This window comes from Curtobacterium sp. TC1 (genome assembly GCF_019844075.1).
GTDB lineage: Bacteria > Actinomycetota > Actinomycetes > Actinomycetales > Microbacteriaceae > Curtobacterium.
Window position 1 is genome coordinate 760,273 of record NZ_CP081964.1, and the last position, 15,580, is coordinate 775,852.

The 15,580-nt window shown below is 71.7% G+C and carries 19 protein-coding genes; 10 read left to right on the plus strand and 9 right to left on the minus strand.

The window, feature by feature from the left end:
* Positions 1-10: 10 nt before the first annotated feature.
* Together KZI27_RS04760 and KZI27_RS04765 are read right to left on the minus strand one after the other, a co-directional pair.
* Positions 11-187, minus strand: a complete 177-nt coding sequence (locus KZI27_RS04760; protein ID WP_185021323.1) for a hypothetical protein — start codon at positions 185-187, stop codon at positions 11-13.
* Positions 184-996, minus strand: coding sequence for a class E sortase (locus tag KZI27_RS04765; protein ID WP_261784095.1), 813 nt, complete (start codon positions 994-996; stop codon positions 184-186). Before KZI27_RS04765 ends, KZI27_RS04760 begins: the two co-directional genes overlap by 4 nt.
* A 93-nt stretch (positions 997-1,089) precedes the next feature.
* On the opposite strand from KZI27_RS04765, the gene KZI27_RS04770 reads away from it, so the two are divergent.
* Positions 1,090-1,518, plus strand: a complete 429-nt coding sequence (locus tag KZI27_RS04770) for a GNAT family acetyltransferase (protein ID WP_222659535.1) — start codon at positions 1,090-1,092, stop codon at positions 1,516-1,518.
* 9 nt (positions 1,519-1,527) lie between these two features.
* On the opposite strand, the gene KZI27_RS04775 is transcribed toward KZI27_RS04770, so the two are convergent.
* Positions 1,528-2,457, minus strand: coding sequence for an EamA family transporter (locus KZI27_RS04775; RefSeq protein WP_222659537.1), 930 nt, complete (start codon positions 2,455-2,457; stop codon positions 1,528-1,530).
* A 36-nt stretch (positions 2,458-2,493) separates the two neighbouring features.
* On the opposite strand from KZI27_RS04775, the gene KZI27_RS04780 reads away from it, so the two are divergent.
* The 6 genes from KZI27_RS04780 to KZI27_RS04805 all read left to right on the plus strand — a co-directional run bounded on the left by KZI27_RS04780 (position 2,494) and on the right by KZI27_RS04805 (position 8,585).
* Positions 2,494-3,627: a CPBP family intramembrane glutamic endopeptidase gene (locus tag KZI27_RS04780; RefSeq protein ID WP_222659539.1), complete on the plus strand. Its 1,134-nt coding sequence runs from the start codon at positions 2,494-2,496 to the stop codon at positions 3,625-3,627.
* Between the two features lie 9 nt (positions 3,628-3,636).
* A complete protein-coding gene (gene recQ, locus KZI27_RS04785; RefSeq protein ID WP_222659541.1) occupies positions 3,637-5,490 on the plus strand; it encodes a DNA helicase RecQ in 1,854 nt (617 codons plus the stop codon).
* Positions 5,491-5,581: 91 nt separating this feature from the next.
* Positions 5,582-6,328: a lysophospholipid acyltransferase family protein gene (locus KZI27_RS04790; protein ID WP_222659543.1), complete on the plus strand. Its 747-nt coding sequence runs from the start codon at positions 5,582-5,584 to the stop codon at positions 6,326-6,328.
* Between the two features lie 135 nt (positions 6,329-6,463).
* Positions 6,464-6,820 (plus strand): hypothetical protein, encoded by a 357-nt coding sequence (locus tag KZI27_RS04795; RefSeq protein WP_222659545.1) that lies wholly within the window; start codon positions 6,464-6,466, stop codon positions 6,818-6,820.
* Between the two features lie 166 nt (positions 6,821-6,986).
* Positions 6,987-7,676 (plus strand): M23 family metallopeptidase, encoded by a 690-nt coding sequence (locus KZI27_RS04800; protein ID WP_222659547.1) that lies wholly within the window; start codon positions 6,987-6,989, stop codon positions 7,674-7,676.
* 66 nt (positions 7,677-7,742) lie between these two features.
* Positions 7,743-8,585, plus strand: a complete 843-nt coding sequence (locus tag KZI27_RS04805) for an NAD(P)-dependent oxidoreductase (RefSeq protein WP_222659549.1) — start codon at positions 7,743-7,745, stop codon at positions 8,583-8,585.
* A 7-nt stretch (positions 8,586-8,592) separates the two neighbouring features.
* Here the strand turns inward: KZI27_RS04805 and KZI27_RS04810 are convergent, their stop codons facing one another.
* Together KZI27_RS04810 and KZI27_RS04815 are read right to left on the minus strand one after the other, a co-directional pair.
* Positions 8,593-8,796: a hypothetical protein gene (locus KZI27_RS04810; protein ID WP_222659550.1), complete on the minus strand. Its 204-nt coding sequence runs from the start codon at positions 8,794-8,796 to the stop codon at positions 8,593-8,595.
* Positions 8,797-8,806: 10 nt separating this feature from the next.
* Positions 8,807-9,325 carry a MarR family winged helix-turn-helix transcriptional regulator gene (locus tag KZI27_RS04815; protein ID WP_222659552.1) on the minus strand — a complete coding sequence of 173 codons (519 nt, stop codon included), beginning with the start codon at positions 9,323-9,325 and terminating at the stop codon, positions 8,807-8,809.
* 163 nt (positions 9,326-9,488) lie between these two features.
* On the opposite strand from KZI27_RS04815, the gene KZI27_RS04820 reads away from it, so the two are divergent.
* Positions 9,489-10,382, plus strand: coding sequence for an alpha-E domain-containing protein (locus tag KZI27_RS04820; protein ID WP_222659554.1), 894 nt, complete (start codon positions 9,489-9,491; stop codon positions 10,380-10,382).
* Between the two features lie 82 nt (positions 10,383-10,464).
* Here KZI27_RS04820 and KZI27_RS04825 read toward each other — a convergent pair whose 3' ends face one another.
* Complete coding sequence (locus KZI27_RS04825) at positions 10,465-11,811, minus strand: MFS transporter (protein ID WP_410004018.1); 1,347 nt, start codon at positions 11,809-11,811, stop codon at positions 10,465-10,467.
* The gene (locus KZI27_RS04830) at positions 11,808-12,218 is read right to left on the minus strand and encodes a MarR family winged helix-turn-helix transcriptional regulator (RefSeq protein ID WP_222659556.1); all 411 of its coding nucleotides are present in this window, start codon (positions 12,216-12,218) and stop codon (positions 11,808-11,810) included. The genes KZI27_RS04825 and KZI27_RS04830 overlap by 4 nt, the downstream gene beginning before the upstream one ends.
* Before the next feature lie 94 nt (positions 12,219-12,312).
* Between KZI27_RS04830 and KZI27_RS04835 the strand changes: the two genes are divergently transcribed.
* Entirely contained in the window at positions 12,313-13,065 is a 753-nt protein-coding gene (locus KZI27_RS04835) for an SDR family NAD(P)-dependent oxidoreductase (protein ID WP_222659558.1), read from the plus strand.
* Positions 13,066-13,167: 102 nt separating this feature from the next.
* Here the strand turns inward: KZI27_RS04835 and KZI27_RS04840 are convergent, their stop codons facing one another.
* Entirely contained in the window at positions 13,168-13,437 is a 270-nt protein-coding gene (locus tag KZI27_RS04840; protein WP_222659560.1) for a hypothetical protein, read from the minus strand.
* An 11-nt stretch (positions 13,438-13,448) separates the two neighbouring features.
* Positions 13,449-14,609: an inorganic phosphate transporter gene (locus KZI27_RS04845; RefSeq protein WP_222659561.1), complete on the minus strand. Its 1,161-nt coding sequence runs from the start codon at positions 14,607-14,609 to the stop codon at positions 13,449-13,451.
* 87 nt (positions 14,610-14,696) lie between these two features.
* Between KZI27_RS04845 and KZI27_RS04850 the strand changes: the two genes are divergently transcribed.
* A complete protein-coding gene (locus KZI27_RS04850; RefSeq protein WP_222659563.1) occupies positions 14,697-15,569 on the plus strand; it encodes an alpha/beta hydrolase in 873 nt (290 codons plus the stop codon).
* Positions 15,570-15,580 lie beyond the last annotated feature (11 nt).

Genomic DNA, 15,580 nt, shown 5'->3' on the forward strand with positions numbered 1-15,580 from the left:
TGGCTGACCGCTACGGGGTCGGCGTCGACTCCACGGTGCCGTCGGGTGGCGGCAGGATGTCCGCGGCGATCCACGGGAACACCCACTGGAACAGCACGAACACGATCGCCGCGAGCAGCACGAGCAGCTCGAGCACCTTCAGGACGGTGGGTCCGGGCAGCAGCCGCCACACCAGGGGGAAGATCACTTGGCGGTCTCCGAGAGTTCCTTCGGGGTGCCCTCGGACGCGGGCATCCAGTAGTCGAGCTTCGCGTGCGTGACGAACCGTTCGGCCGCCGACCACATCGGGTGGCACGCGGTGAGGGTCAGCCAGCGGTCCGACGGCGAGGGGTCGACCCCGGGCTTGTTCGGCACCGGCGCGATCGTCTCGATGTGGTCCGGTGTGACGATCTGGCTGTCGGTGACCTTGTAGACGTACCAGACGTCGAACTTCGTCTTCGCGTCGGTGACCCGCACGACGACGGAGTCGTCCTTCTTGAGTTCGGCGATCTGGTTGAGCGGCTTGCCGTAGGTCACGCGGTGCCCGGCGACGGCGAAGTTGCCGGGGGCTCCGGGCATCGCGGTGTCCTGGTAGTGCCCGAGCCCGATGGTGTTGAGGACCTTCTCACGGTCGGTCCCCTCGCCGATCGGCCGGTTGTAGTCCTTGCCGAAGCGGGGGATCTGCATCGTGCCGAACACGTCGGAGAGATCCGGCGGCTCCGCCAGCACGGGTGCGGTCCCACGGTGCTCGGTGCCGGCCTTGTCCGGGGTCTTCAGCTGGTCGAGCCCCTCGACGAGCTTCGACTGCTCGTTGACCGCCACGACGTCCGTCCACCAGGCGGTCCAGACCACGTACAGGCCGGTGCCGGCACCCGCGATGATGAGCAGTTCGGCGATGAGCGAGACGATCGCTCCGCCGACCGTCTGCCGTCGCCGGGGGGAGCGGCGCCCGGACCGTCTGCCGCCGTCGTCGTCCCGCGCACTGCGGCGCGACGGGATGGTGTCGTGTGCGGTCACGGGGCTCCTGATCGGCTGGTCGGTCGGACAGGTCTATCAGATCACGACGACGGTCCGGTGAGGACGTTCTCCACACCGAAGTAACGTGGGGGGATGGAGTACCGGATCCGCCCGTTCCGCGCCGACGACACCGAAGCGGTCGTCGCCCTCTGGGAATCGTGCGGTCTCGTCCGCCCGTGGAACGACCCGCGCCGCGACATCGCGCGCAAGGCCACGGTCCAGCCCGAGCTCTTCCTGGTCGCCGAGGGCGAGACCGGCGGGGTCGTCGCCGCGGGGATGGCCGGTTTCGACGGGCACCGCGGCTGGGTGAACTACCTCGCCGTGCAGCCGGACCTGCAGGGGTCCGGTCTCGGCCGGACGCTGATGGCCGAGTTCGAGCGGCTCCTCACCGACCTCGGCTGCCCGAAGGTGAACCTGCAGATCCGTGCGGGCAACGAGCGGGTGCTCGGCTTCTACGAATCCCTCGGGTACTCCGACGACCGCACCGTGTCGCTCGGCAAGCGACTCATCCCCGACGTCTGAGCGTTCCGGTCACGCCAGGGCCAGGCCCACCGACGCGGTGAACGCGAGCGCGATGCCGACCCACTGCGGCGCGGTCAGCCGCTCGTGCAGCACGACCCCGGCCAGCACGACCGTGCCGATCGGGTAGAGCGCGTTGAGCACGCTCACGACGGGCAGGGCGCCCGGGTCGTCGCTCGCGTGCAGCCCCGCCTGGATGCACACGTTCGCCAGGGCGTCGAAGACGCCGCAGGCCGCGACCGTCAGCAGCAGTCGCGGCGGCCACCAGCGCCCTGGAGGCACGGCAGACCCCGCGACGTCGGCCGACGCTGCGGGGTCTGCCGCGCCTCCAGACCGCGCCCCGCGCCCGGCACGCACCGTCACCACGAGCGCCGCTGCGCCCAGCAGCACCGTCTGCAGCACCCGCGCGACCACGAGCGGGTGGATGCCCGCGCCGGGCGGTGTCATGTCGTAGGCGAGCACGATGCCGCCGAACCCGCACCCGGCCACCGCGGCGGCGACGACCCCGCGCACGGTGAGGCGTGCACCCGAGGTGTCCCGCACCGCGGCGACGAGCACCACCGCGACGACGGCCACGACCACCGCGGCGACGGCCAGTGGTGACAGGACGGTCCCGCGGGCGACGGCCACCACGACCGGGACGACGGCGGCGAACACGGCGGTCAGAGGTGACAGCACGCTCATCGGGCCGATCGCCAACGCGGCGTAGAGCAACAGGACCCCGACGCCGCCGGACAGTCCGGCGACGGCACCCCAGAGGGTGCCCGCCCACGACGCCGAGCCACCGAGCACGGCCAGGCCGAGCAGGAGCGGTGCGATCCCGATCGCCGCGGCGACGGCGGTGACCGTCACCGGGCGGATGCGCCGCGACGCGAGCCCGCCGAGGAAGTCGGCGAAGCCGTAGACGACGGCTCCGGACAGGCCGAACAGCACGGTGAGCACGGGTCCCATCCTGCCCGGCCCGGTAGCCTGCGTGGCGTGAGCGTTCCCTACCACCGCCTGCCCCGTGTCGACGCACGATGGAGGTGGTGGCGCCCGCTGGTCGCCCTCGCGTTCCTGGCGGGCTGGTACGTCGCGTCGCAGGTGCTCATCACCGTCGCCTACTTCATCCCGGTCGCTGCGGTTGGGGGCGAGTCCGGTCTGTACGACCTGCTCGAGGACCTGCAGCGCGGCGCGCTCGACCCGACGGATCCGCTGGTCCTGTCGCTGACCCTGGTGTCGTTGGTCATCCTGCTGCCCGGCGTCCTGCTGGCCGTCAAGGTCGCGCGCCTCGGGCCCGGCAGCATCCTCACCTCGACGCGGTTCCGGGTCCGGTGGGCCTGGACGGCGTGGTGTCTGCTGCCGACGCTGGTCATCGCGGCGGTCATGTTCGTGGTGCAGACCGGCCTGTTCTGGGACGGCGGGATGATCACGACCGACGGCGGCTTCGCGTGGAACCACGCCGCGATCGGGCAGTCGACGGTGTCGCTCGGCACCCTCACGCTCACGATCGTCCTGGTCGTGCTGCTCGTGCCGTTCCAGGGCGCGGCCGAGGAGTTCGTCTTCCGTGGCTTCCTCATGCAGACGATCGCCTCGTGGATCCCGCGGCGCACCGGCACGGTCATCGCCGTCGCGGTGTCGACCGTCGTCTTCGCGGTGCTGCACATCCCGAACGGCTACAACGTCTGGGGCATCCTCGACGTCGGGTCGTTCGGCCTGATCGCGGCGATCATCGTGCTCCGGACCGGGGGGCTCGAGGCCACCGTCCTGCAGCACGCCTTCAACAACATCATGATCTTCGTGCTGCAGGCGCCCGGGTGGTCGAGGATCGACCTGGCCTCCTCGGACGCGAACGGCACGCTCGGCGGCTGGCTCGTCACCCTCGGCACGTCGCTCGCGTTCTGGGGCATGGTCGAACTCCTGGCGTGGTGGCGGAAGCTCGATCGCACCTTCGCCGGACACGAGGCACCGCGGTTCCGCGGGACGCCGCCGGTCTGGGCGGGCGGCAAGCGCTGGCTCGGCCCGGCGGGCACGGGTTGGGCCGTCGCGCCGGCTCGTGCCGACGACGTCGACGCAACCGCTGTGGGCCGTGCCACTGTGGACAGTGCCGTGGGTGTCGCCGGTCGCCCGTAGGCTCGTGGCATGAGCACCACGCCCGCGCCCGCCGCCGTGTCTGCTTCGCGAGCCGCAGCGCTCGACGTCCTGCACCGCGTGTGGGGCTACGACGACTTCCGCGGCGAGCAGGCGGCGATCATCGACCAGGTGGTCGCCGGCGGCGACGCCCTCGTGCTCATGCCCACCGGTGGCGGCAAGTCGCTCTGCTACCAGGTGCCCGCGCTGGTGCGCGACGGCGTCGGGGTCGTGGTGTCGCCGCTCATCGCCCTCATGCAGGACCAGGTCGACGCCCTCGCGGCGAACGGGGTCCGCGCCGCCTTCCTCAACTCGACGCAGGGGCCCGACGAACGGTCCCGGGTCGAGCGCGCGGTCGTCCAGGGCGAGGTCGACATGCTCTACCTCGCACCCGAGCGGCTCCGGCTCGAGTCCACCCGTGCGCTCCTCGACCGGGCGCGGGTCTCGCTGTTCGCCATCGACGAGGCGCACTGCGTCGCGCAGTGGGGCCACGACTTCCGGCCGGACTACCTCGAGCTGAGCATCCTGCACGAGCGCTGGCCGACCGTGCCCCGGATCGCCCTCACCGCCACGGCGACCCCGCAGACCCACAAGGAGATCTCGGCGCGGCTCGGCCTCGACGACGCCGCGCACTTCGTCGCCGACTTCGACCGCCCGAACATCCAGTACCGCATCGAACCGAAGACCGGTGCGCTGCAGCAGCTCCTCACCTTCATCCGCACCGAGCACAGCGGCGACTCGGGCATCGTCTACTGCCTGTCGCGCAAGTCGGTCGAGCGGACCGCCACCGCCCTGGCCGAACAGGGCATCCAGGCGCTGCCCTACCACGCGGGCCTCGACGCCCGGGTGCGGGCGCGCAACCAGTCGACCTTCCTGCGCGAGGACGGCATCGTCATGGTCGCGACGATCGCGTTCGGCATGGGCATCGACAAGCCCGACGTGCGGTTCGTGGCGCACCTCGACCTGCCGAAGTCGGTCGAGGGGTACTACCAGGAGACCGGTCGCGCCGGGCGCGACGGCCTGCCTTCGACCGCGTGGCTGGCGTACGGCCTGAACGACGTCGTGCAGCAACGACGGATGATCGACCAGTCCGAGGGCGACGCCGCACACCGTCGGCAGCTCAGCGCCCACCTCGACGCCATGCTCAGCCTGTGCGAGACGATCGAGTGCCGGCGAGTGCGACTGCTCGCGTACTTCGGGCAGGAGTCCACGGCCTGTGGCAACTGCGACACGTGCATCGCCCCACCCGAGTCGTGGGACGGCACCGTACCCGCGCAGAAGCTGCTGTCCACGGTCGTCCGGCTCGAGCGTGAGCGCGGCCAGCGGTACGGTGTCGCCCACCTCGTCGACATCCTGGTCGGCAAGCAGTCGCCCCGCGTCCAGGAGCTGCAGCACGAGTCCCTGGCGACCTTCGGTATCGGCTCCGACCTGTCCGACGGCGAGTGGCGGGCGGTGGCCCGACAGCTGCTCGCGCAGGGCTACGCCGCGGTGTCGGGCGACGGCTTCGGCACGGTCGTCCTCAGTCCGACGAGCGCCGAGGTCCTGACCGGCAAGGTCCAGGTCCGGATGCGTCGTGACCCGGTGAAGGCACCGCGGGCGAGCCGGTCATCCCGCCGGACCGTCGTCACCGACATGCCCCAGCAGGCGGTCGGACTGTTCGAGGCCCTCCGGGTCTGGCGTGCCGCGCAGGCGCGCGAGCAGGGCGTTCCGGCGTACGTCGTGTTCAACGACGCGACGCTCCGGGGCATCGCGGCGGTGCGCCCGGCAGACGTCGACCAGCTCGCCGAGATCTCCGGGGTCGGTGCCGCGAAGCTCGAGCGGTACGGCCGTGCGGTGCTCGACGTCGTGGCGTCCGAGGCCGACTGACGCCATCACCGAGCATGCATGCCGCAGCGGGCATGGAGCGCCGCCCGGCGTGATTACACTCGGGAGTCCGCCGTCACGACGAGGAGGCCCGGTGCCCGGTTCGACCAAGTTCGCCACCGTGCTGAGCCGCGCAGTGGTGACCCCGCTCGCGCGGATGCTCTGGCGACCGAAGATCATCGGACGCCGCAACGTGCCGAAGCGCGGACCGGTCATCCTCGCGAGCAACCACCGCTCCTTCATCGACTCCCCGGCGATCACGCTGATGGCCCCGCGCAAGGTCGCCTTCCTCGCGAAGCAGGAGTACTTCACCGGGACGGGGTTCCGCGGGGCGGTGTCCCGGGCGTTCTTCGGCGGCATCGGTGCGATCGGCGTCGAACGTGGTGCGGGGGCCGCGGCGCAGCAGGCGCTCGACCTGGGGCTCGCGCGGTTGCACGAGGGCGAGGCCTTCGCGATCTACCCCGAGGGCACCCGGTCCCTGGACGGACGGATCTACAAGGGCCGCACAGGCGTGGCCTGGCTGGCCCTGACGAGCGGCGCCCCCGTGGTGCCCGTGGCGCTCACGGGTACGCAGGACGTGCAGCCCGTCGGCTCGAAGCTGCCGAAGCTCGCGAAGGTGACGATCGAGTTCGGCAAGCCGATCGACCTGTCGTCCTTCGGTGAGGCGTCGTCCGGACGCGCACGCCGGCACGCGACCGATGCGGTGATGGCGGCGATCCAGGAGCTCAGCGGGCAGGAGCCGGCGAACACCTACAACAACCCGCCCGCAACGATCGTCGAACGGGTCCGGCGTGTGCTCCAGCCGGACGACCCGACCGCGGCGGCCGTCGACCCAGACTGAACTGGATCCATCCGGTCACTATTGCACATCTGAAATATCAATGGTTGAATGAAGGACGTGCCGCACGGCACGGTTCCCCGGCGGGTCGCCCGACAACGGCCCGCAACCCACGACTCAGATCGGACGGTCAGCAGCATGTCCTCCACCCCGCTCTTCGACTCCATCGCCCAGCGGCACGACCAGCCCGAGTCGCCCGCCCCTGCCCAGGCCCCGACTCCGGCCGCGGCACGAGCAGCTCTGGCCCCTGCGCCGACCTCGCCCATGACCGCGCCCGTCCGCGCCGGTGACTCGACCCTCGTGCCAGCGGCCCTCGTCGCCGCGATCGACGACATCACCGTCCGTGTCACCCCGTCCGTGGTCACCGAGCTCCGCGTGCACCCCGAGCAGCTCGTCCTGGTCGAGACGGTCGCCGATGCCATCACCCGAGCGGTCGTCGACGCCGTCGCGACCGAACTCGACCGGATCGCCCGCGACGGCGTCGTCCGCGTCTGAGCCGGGCGGTCCCCGAGCGATGACGACGTCCCCCGACGGCCTCCCGCTGCGCCCGCGCGGTGCCGACCGGCGGGCCGCGAACCGCTCCACCACCCGCCGATCCGAACCGGCCGTGCGCCGCCGTGCTCGACACGACCCACGCCCGGACTCCCCCAGAGCCGCCGGGGTGACGGTGTCCCCTCCCGTCGCCCCGGCTTCCACCTCCTTCTTCCGCAGTTCGATCCGACACACCCTGCCGGCGACCGCCACCGCCGCGGTGACGTGTCTCTTCGTCGCCGTCGGCTCCCCGCAGACCGCGATCGCATCGGAGCCGGCGGCGCGGGCCCCGGCGACCGCGGTGCAGCAGTTCGTCGCGGACGGGTCCGCCCAGCTCTCCGTCGACCGCGACGGCTTCTCGGTCGGCCAGGTCGCCGCCGCGCAGGTCCGAGCCGCGTCCGTCGGGGCAGCCGCCGGGGTCGCCCGCCCCACCGTCGGCGCGGTCCCGGCTGCCGGCGGCTTCGGCTCACGGTGGGTGACCGGGTGTGCGGCCTGCTCGACGAACCACCAGGGGGTCGACTTCTCGGCGCCCATCGGGACCACCGTCGTCGCCACGATGCCCGGAACCGTCATCTCGGCCGGCGCGCTCGGGGGGTACGGCAACCAGGTCCTGCTCCAGCACGCTGACGGTGTCCAGACCCGCTACGGGCACCTGTCGGCGATCGGCGTGCAGCCCGGCCAGGCGATCGCGGTCGGCCAGCCGATCGGCGCAGTCGGCAACACGGGTGTCTCGACGGGTGCGCACCTGCACTTCGAGGTCATCGTCGGCGGTGTCCCGATCGACCCTGCCGTGTGGCTGCAGGCGCGCGGGGTGCTCTGAGCGCGGACGCGTACCGTCGGCGGCGCCGGGGCAGCGCGCCGCGGCAGGACGGAGACGCACGTGCGAGTGACGGTGTTGGGGACCGGGGCGATGGGTGCCGGCGTGGCGGGGTCGCTGCTGCGCGAGGGCCACCAGGTCACGGTCTGGAACCGGAGTGCCGACAAGGCCGCTCCCCTCGGTCAGCGTGGTGCGACGGTCGCCACGGATCCGAGCGCCGCCGTCGAGCACGCCGAGGTCGTCCTCCTGACCCTCTTCGACACCGACGCCGTGGTCGACGTGCTCGAACAGGCCGCCGGTGACGCGCCGACCGACGCCGTGTGGGTGCAGGCGTCCACGATCGGTGTCGACGGTACCGCCACCGTCGTGCAGCTCGCCGCGGAGTCCGGCATCACCCTGGTCGAGGCGATGATGCTCGGCACCAAGGCACCCGCGGAGCAGGGGAAGCTCACCATGCTGGCGGCGGGCCCCGCTGCCGACGTCGACCGCGTCGTCCCCGTGCTCGACGCGATGGGTGCGAAGACCGTCCGCGCCGGCGAGCGGGTCGGCGACGGGACCGCGCTCAAGCTCGCGGCCAACGCCTGGATCGCGTCCATCACCGCGGCCACGGGGCAGTCGCTCGCCCTCGCAGCGGCGCTCGGGCTCGACCCGCAGCTGTTCCTCGACGCGATCGACGGCAGCGCGAGCGACTCGGCCTACGCGCACACCAAGGGTGCGTCGATCATCGCGGGGGAGTTCCCGGCGCAGTTCGCACTCGACGGTCTGCGGAAGGACATCGGGCTCATCGCCGATGCCGCGCGGGCGAACGGGGTGTCCACGACGCTCCTCGACGCCCTGGGGCGCGTCTACGCCGACGCCAGTGCGGCCGGCCACGGCGGCGACGACATCGCGGCGGTCGGCACCGCCTTCTGACGCCGCGTCAGTCGCGGCGGAAGAGCCGGCGGAGCCGCTTCGTGAGCCGGCCGACGGCCTCGTCGTTCATGGTGTTCGCCACGTCGAAGGCCTCACGCGTCGGATCGGCCCCGCTCTGGATGCGCCGGAGTGCGGCGTCGGCGCGGGCCCGGGAGTCGAGTTCGGCGAACGGCATGTCGTCCTCGGGGTCGTGCGTGCCGCGAGGGTCCATGGGCAGCAGGCTACGCGCGACGAGCCGTGCGGCCCCCGGCGTCGACGTCGTCGACCACGCGGACCATCTCGTCGAGGAAGTCCACCACCACCGCCATCTCGTCGGTCGGCAGGTGCTCGGTCACCTCGAGCGCGCGGGCGTCGAGCTCCTCGATGACCCGCAGGGCGTGGCGCATCGAGGTCCCCGTCGCGGTGAGGATCACGCCGCGGCGGTCGATCGGGTCCTGGTGTCGCTCGACGTGACCGCTCCGGACGAGTCGGTCGACGAGTGCCGAGGTCGATGCCGCCGTGATCTCGAGCCGTTCGGCCAGGTCCTTGGCGTTGACGGTCCGGCCGTCTTGCTCGGCGTCGATGAGGATCCGCAGCGCGAGCAGTGCGTTCTCGCCGATGCCCAGGGCCTCGCGGGCACGACGCTGCGCGGCGCTCTCGGCGGTGCGGTACCGACGCAGGGCGTTCAGGACGTCGACGGCGGTGACCGGGGAGTCCTCGTACCAGAACCCCGCGGTGCTGGTCAGGACCTCGGACGTCATCCTGCAATGCTAGACGCTCTAGTTAGATTGTCTAGCGAGAGGCCGTGATCGCAGCCGAGACCCCGGTGCGGGCGCGGACATCGGACACCGCAACACCCGTGACGCGGTTCCGAAACACTCCCGCAACGCCCGCTCGTTAGGTTCTGGGGATGCAGGAGCAGCCGTGCTGAGCCGACTCGCGGGGAACGTCTTCCACGTGGGGAGCGCGGTCGAGCGCACCGACGTGGTCGCCCGCCTGCTCGACGTCTACGTCGCACGCCGCGAACCCGCCACCGTCGAGGAGGACCGGGCCGTCGCTGCCGATCTCCGCGCGGTCGTGGGCACCGCCGGGCCGGCGAACGACACCGACCGGGCCGCGACGATCGACGCACTGGCGCTGGACCGGCACGAGCCGGCGTCCATCGCCGCCGCGGTCGCCGTCGCGCGTGACCACGCCCGTCGGGCTCGCGAGGTCGTCTCGAGCGAGCTCTGGGACTGCCTCGACGTGACCCGTTCGCGCATGCCGCGCAAGATCGCTCCGGGCCGGGCGCACGAGTTCCTCGGTTGGGCACGGGAACGCAGCGCCCTCGCCATCGGCGTGGTCGAGGGGGATGCCAGTCGCGACGAGGTCTGGGAGTTCTTCACCCTCGGCCGCTCCCTGACCCGGGTCGCCTCGACCGCCAGGCTGCTCGCGTCGGGGCTGCTCGAACCGGACTCGGTCACCTCGTGGACGGCGGCGCTCCGGGCGTGCGGCGCGGGCGAGGCCTTCCTGCGTGGCCGGGACCACCACCCGGTACCGGACGACGCCGCGGCGTTCCTGCTGCTGGACGAGCACAGTCCGCGGTCGCTCCGCTTCACGGTCCGACGGGCCGCCGAGTGCCTGGCCGACGTGGCACCGTCCTGCGTGGCCGACGAGGTCGCGGCGTTCTCCGCCGCCCGCGACCGGCTCGAGGCCGTCCCGGCGGACTCGGTCCTCGGCGTCGTGGGCGACGCCGGCCACCGACTCGCGGCTGCCGCGGACCGCGTCGCCGCGGTGCTCGACGAGCGCGTCTTCGCGGTGACCCAACCCGCGCACTGATCGCGGCCATGGCCGGCACCGGCGACGGACGGGAGGGCCGTGGCGGCGTCGACCCGTGCCTCCCGTCCGCCCCGCGAGAGCGTCAGACGGCGCTGGAGCGGTCGGCGACCGCCTCTTCGCGTTCGAGCTCCTGGCGGAGCGCCGCGCGCGAGGCGCGTGTGTCCGCCACCGGGATCGCGTGCGTGACCGCGAGGTGCAGGCGGGTGTCAGCGTCGTACCGGAGTCGCAGGCGCTGGAACCGGACGAGCCAGACGATCGCGATGGCGAGTGCGACGAAGCCGGACGCCGCCCCGACCGCGATGGCCCAGCGAGGACCCCACGCATCGGCGATGGCGCCGACGATCGGGGCGCCGATCGGGGTTCCGCCGGCGAAGATCGCCATGTAGAGCGCCATCACGCGGCCGCGCATCGCGGGTGTCGTGGTGGTCTGGACCAGGGCGTTCGCGGTGGTCATGAAGGTCAGTGCCGCGAGTCCGACGAAGACCAGGACGAACGCGAAGGTCCAGTACGTGGGTGCGAGGGCGGCGGCGGTGCAGGCGAGGCCGAAGCCGCCGGCGGCGAGGACCAGGGTGCGCATCCGCGGCTTGTCCCGGCGGGCGGACATCAGGGCGCCGAACACCGACCCGATCGCCATCACCGAGTTGAGCAGACCGAACTCGCCGGCGCCCTGGTGGAACTCGACGCGGGCCATCGTCGAGGTGAAGATCGGGAAGTTCACGCCGAACGTGCCGACCACGAAGATCATGCAGAGCACGACGATGATGTCCGGCCGGGTCCGCACGTACCGGAAGCCGGCGACGATCTGCCCCTTGCCGCGGCCGGCGTGCACGCGCTCGGCCAGCTGTGCGGGGTCGACGAACCGCAGGGCGATGAGGACCGCCAGGAACGATCCGGCGTTGATGACGAACACCCACCCCGACCCGATGGCGGCGATGAGCACGCCGGCGACCGCGGGACCGATCAGGCGCGCGGCGTTGAACGAGGCGGAGTTGAGCGCCACCGCGTTGGCGACGTTCTCGCCCTGCACCACGTCGGAGACGAATGCCTGGCGGATCGGGGTGTCGAACGCGGCGACGATGCCGAGCGCGAGCGCGAAGCCGTACAACGCGAGCAGCGTCGCGGTGTGCGTGAGGACCATGACGCCGAGTCCGAGCCCCAACAGGCCCATCAGCGCCTGCGTGAGCATGAGCATCTTGCGGCGGTCGAAGCGGTCGGCGGCGAGGCCGGTCAGGGGGAGGAGTAGCAGCTGCGGGCCGAACTGCAACGCCATCGTGATGCCCACCGCGACGGCGTCGTTGTCGGAGAGCTGGGTCAGGACGATCCAGTCCTGGGCGGTGCGCTGCATCCAGGTGCCGACGTTCGACACCAGGGCACCGGCGAACCAGATGCGGTAGTTGCGTCCGGCGAGGGAGCGGAACATGGCGGTCACTGCTGGGCCAGCCTCCTCATGATCTCGGTGGCGTCGGCGAGGGTGGCGCGCTCGACGGGGGTGAGTGCGGCCAGTCGTGGGGTGAGCCAGTCGTCCCGGCGCCGACGGGTCTCCTCGACGAACGCGGCTCCGGCGGGGGTGGCGCAGAGGACGACCTTGCGGCGGTCGTCGTCGTGGCCGCCCTTCGAGACGAGGCCGCGCTCGACCAGGACCGCGATGGTCTTCGTCATCGAGGGCGGGGTGACGCCGTCCTGGCGGCTCAGGTCGGCCAGGGTCATCGCGCCGTCCCGGTGCAGCCGGGCAAGCGCCGCGAACTGGGCATCGGTGACGGTCGTGTCGGCCTTCTGCGCGCGCAGCGTCCGGGACAGCCGGTTCACGGCGATGCGGAGGTCGGTGGCGTCGGTCACGGGTCGTTAGCCTAGCTCATTAGTTCAGTGAACGAACTGGTTTTCGGGTGTACCGTGGATCTGGACAACAGATGTTGTTCAGAGAGAAGGAATCATGTCCGAGTTCGAGGGCAAGGTCGCCATCGTCACCGGTGGTGGCAGCGGCATCGGCGAGTCCGTCGCGAAGGAGCTCGCCGCGGCGGGCGCCACGGTCGTCGTCACCGACATCAAGAAGGACGCTGCTGACCGCGTCGCCGCCGAGATCACGGAGGCCGGCGGGACCGCCAGCGCGTTCGAGGCCAACTCCGCCGTCGCCTCCGACAACGAGCGCATGGTCCAGTACGCCGTCGACACCCACGGCGCGCTGCACCTCGCCGTGAACAACGCCGGCATCGGCGCCGCCCCGCAGAAGATCGGTGAGTACGACATCGCCGCCTGGGACCGTGTCCGCGCGGTCGACCTCGACGGCGTCTTCTACGGCCTCCGCTACGAACTGCCCGCGATGGTCGCCGCCGGCGGTGGTGCGATCGTGAACATGGCGTCGGTGCTCGGCACGGTCGGCATCGCGCAGAACGCCGCGTACGTCGCATCGAAGCACGCGCTCGCCGGCCTCACCAAGGTCGCCGCGCTCGAGTACTCGGCGCAGGGCGTCCGCACCAACGCCGTCGGCCCGGGCTTCATCGACACCCCGCTGCTCCGCAACGCCATGACGCCCGAGGCCATCTCGGCGCTGGAGGAGGAGCACGCCACGAAGCGCCTCGGCACCGACAAGGAGGTCGCCGCGCTCGTGCTGTTCCTGCTGAGCGACAAGGCCTCGTTCATCACGGGCAGCTACCACCTGGTCGACGGCGGGTACTCCGCGCACTGACGGGTCGGGCGTACCTGGTCGAAACGGGCGTACCTGGTCGGAAGTTTCGACCAGGTACGCCCGTTTCCGCTTCCCACCGCGGGTGTGATGGGAAGGAACGCGCTAGTGGAACTGGGGGATCGTGAGCCAGATGCCGGCGAGCACGGCGGCGACACAGACCGCGAAGCACAGCACGGCACCCGCCAGTGCTGCCGGCGGCGTGTGCCCGGAGCGCGGGGTCTCCTCGGCGTACTGCGTGCGCTCGCCGCCGGTGTCGAGGGGCTGCCCCGTGCCGAGCAGCCGCAGGCCGAGGGTGTAGACGAGCACGATGCCCACCGCGGCGACGAAGCCGACGCCCGCGACCGTGCCGATGCTCGTGAAGTCGATCTCCATGGTCGTTCCCCTCAGTTCTGCGCGCCGGCCGGCTGCGGCTCGGCTTGGTCGGTGGGTTCGGTCGATCCGGCGGCGACGTCGTCGTGCGAGATCGGCTTGCGCTTGGCGAGGGCGTAGAAGGTCAGCCCGCCGGCCAGGGCGAGCACCGCCACCAGCACGAGGCCGATCACCGAGGTCGAGGCGAGCCAGGTCGCCAACCCGCCGACCACCGCGGCCGCCGGCAGCGTGATCACCCACGCGACGACGATGCGGCCGACGACCGACCAGTGCACGTCGGCGAGCTTCTTGCCGAGCCCGGACCCGATCACCGACCCGCTGGTGACGTGCGTCGTCGACAGGGCGAAGCCGAGGTGCGACGAGATGAGGATCGTCGCCGCCGAGCTCGTCTCGGCGGCGAAGCCCTGCGGCGACTGCACGTCGGAGATCTTCTTGCCGACGGTCTGCATGATGCGCCAGCCACCCATGTAGGTGCCGAGGCCGATCGCGAGTCCGCAGGCGAGGATCACCCAGAGCGCCGGGCCGGTGCCGCCGTCCTGGTAGTTCGCGGCGATGAGCGTCAGCGTGATCACACCCATCGTCTTCTGCGCGTCGTTCGTGCCGTGCGCCAGCGACACCAGCGACGCCGAGACGGTCTGCCCGTGCCGGAACCCCGTCGCCGCACCGTGCGTCGTCGCGTTCTTGGTGAGCGTGTACGCCAAGTACGTCGCCACCAGTGCGATCACCCCGGCGATCACGGGGGAGACCAGTGCCGGCAGCACGACCTTCGACACCACCGTCGCCCAGTCGACCGAGTTCAGCCCGGCGCCGATGATCGATGCGCCGATCAGCCCGCCGAACAGCGCGTGCGTCGACGACGACGGCAGCCCGAGGTACCAGGTGGCGAGGTTCCAGAGGACTGCGCCCACCAGCCCGGCGAAGATCATCGTGGGGGAGATGTGGACGCCGTCCTGGCCCTCGCGGATGATGCCCTGCGAGACGGTCTTGGCGACCTCGGTGGAGAGGAACGCGCCGACCACGTTGAGGACGGCGGAGATGAGCACGGCGGTCCGGGGCTTGAGCGCCCCCGTGGCGACCGACGTGGCCATGGCGTTGGCGGTGTCGTGGAACCCGTTCGTGAAGTCGAACACGAGGGCCACCACGATCACGAGCACGACGATGACGAGGACGTCCATGCCGGGGACGATAGGCCCGCCCCGAAGCCCCTGCGTGAACGCCGGATGAACAGGTCCGTGGGCGTGCCTGTCTGCGAGGATGTTCACGTGCCCACCTTCTCCGCAGCGCGAGGCGACGCCTCGTTCACCGACGCCCACGGCGTCGAGATCGTCTACTCGACCTGGCGAGCGGCGCGCCCCAAGGGCATCGTGCAGATCGCGCACGGCGTCGGCGAGCACGGGTTGCGGTACGAGCCGTTGGCACAGGACCTCGTCCGCGCCGGGTACACCGTGCACGCGAACGACCACCGCGGGCACGGGCGAACCGGCCTCGGCCAGTGGGACGGCGACCACGCCAAGCTCGGACGGCTCGGACCCGGCGGACTGCGCGCCGCGATCGCTGCCGTCGAGCAGATGGGGGAGGCCGCCCGTGCCGACACCCCCGGCGTGCCGTTGGTGCTGCTCGGGCACTCGTGGGGCTCCCTCATGGCGCAGCGGATCGTGAACACCGCGTCGGAGTCGTACGACGGGGTCGTGCTCTCCGCCACCGCCTACCGGCTGCCCGGGTGGATGAACAGCGGCGACCTCAACGCGCGGCACGCGGGCTCCGGGCCGACCAAGTACGAGTGGCTCACCCGCGACCGGAAGATCATCGATGCGATGTCCGTCGACCCGCTCGCCGTCGAGGCCGACGTCATCGGGCTGTTCGGCCTGTCCGACACACTCCGGCTGCTCGGGGTGCCGCGTCGGGGGATCCCGCACGACCTGCCGATGCTGCTGCAGGTCGGCTCCGACGACGCCCTCGGTGGGCCGCGATCGGTCGAGCGGCTGGCGCAGGCCTACCGGCGGCGCGGACGGCTGTCCGACGTCACGGTCCAGGTGTACGAGGGCGCGCGGCACGAGGTCTACAACGAGACGAACCGCGACGAGGTCGTGGCCGACCTGGTCGCGTGGCTGGACCGGGTGACGGCGCGTCGTTGAGGCGACGACGA

Coding starts and splice junctions, on each gene's coding strand:
- KZI27_RS04810 (WP_222659550.1), bottom strand. CDS start 8,796: ATGGACCCTCGCGGCACGCACGACCCCGAGGACGACATGCCGTTCGCC.
- KZI27_RS04835 (WP_222659558.1), top strand. CDS start 12,313: ATGTCCGAGTTCGAGGGCAAGGTCGCCATCGTCACCGGTGGTGGCAGC.
- recQ (WP_222659541.1), top strand. CDS start 3,637: ATGAGCACCACGCCCGCGCCCGCCGCCGTGTCTGCTTCGCGAGCCGCA.
- KZI27_RS04840 (WP_222659560.1), bottom strand. CDS start 13,437: ATGGAGATCGACTTCACGAGCATCGGCACGGTCGCGGGCGTCGGCTTC.
- KZI27_RS04815 (WP_222659552.1), bottom strand. CDS start 9,325: ATGACGTCCGAGGTCCTGACCAGCACCGCGGGGTTCTGGTACGAGGAC.
- KZI27_RS04795 (WP_222659545.1), top strand. CDS start 6,464: ATGTCCTCCACCCCGCTCTTCGACTCCATCGCCCAGCGGCACGACCAG.
- KZI27_RS04845 (WP_222659561.1), bottom strand. CDS start 14,609: ATGGACGTCCTCGTCATCGTCGTGCTCGTGATCGTGGTGGCCCTCGTG.
- KZI27_RS04770 (WP_222659535.1), top strand. CDS start 1,090: ATGGAGTACCGGATCCGCCCGTTCCGCGCCGACGACACCGAAGCGGTC.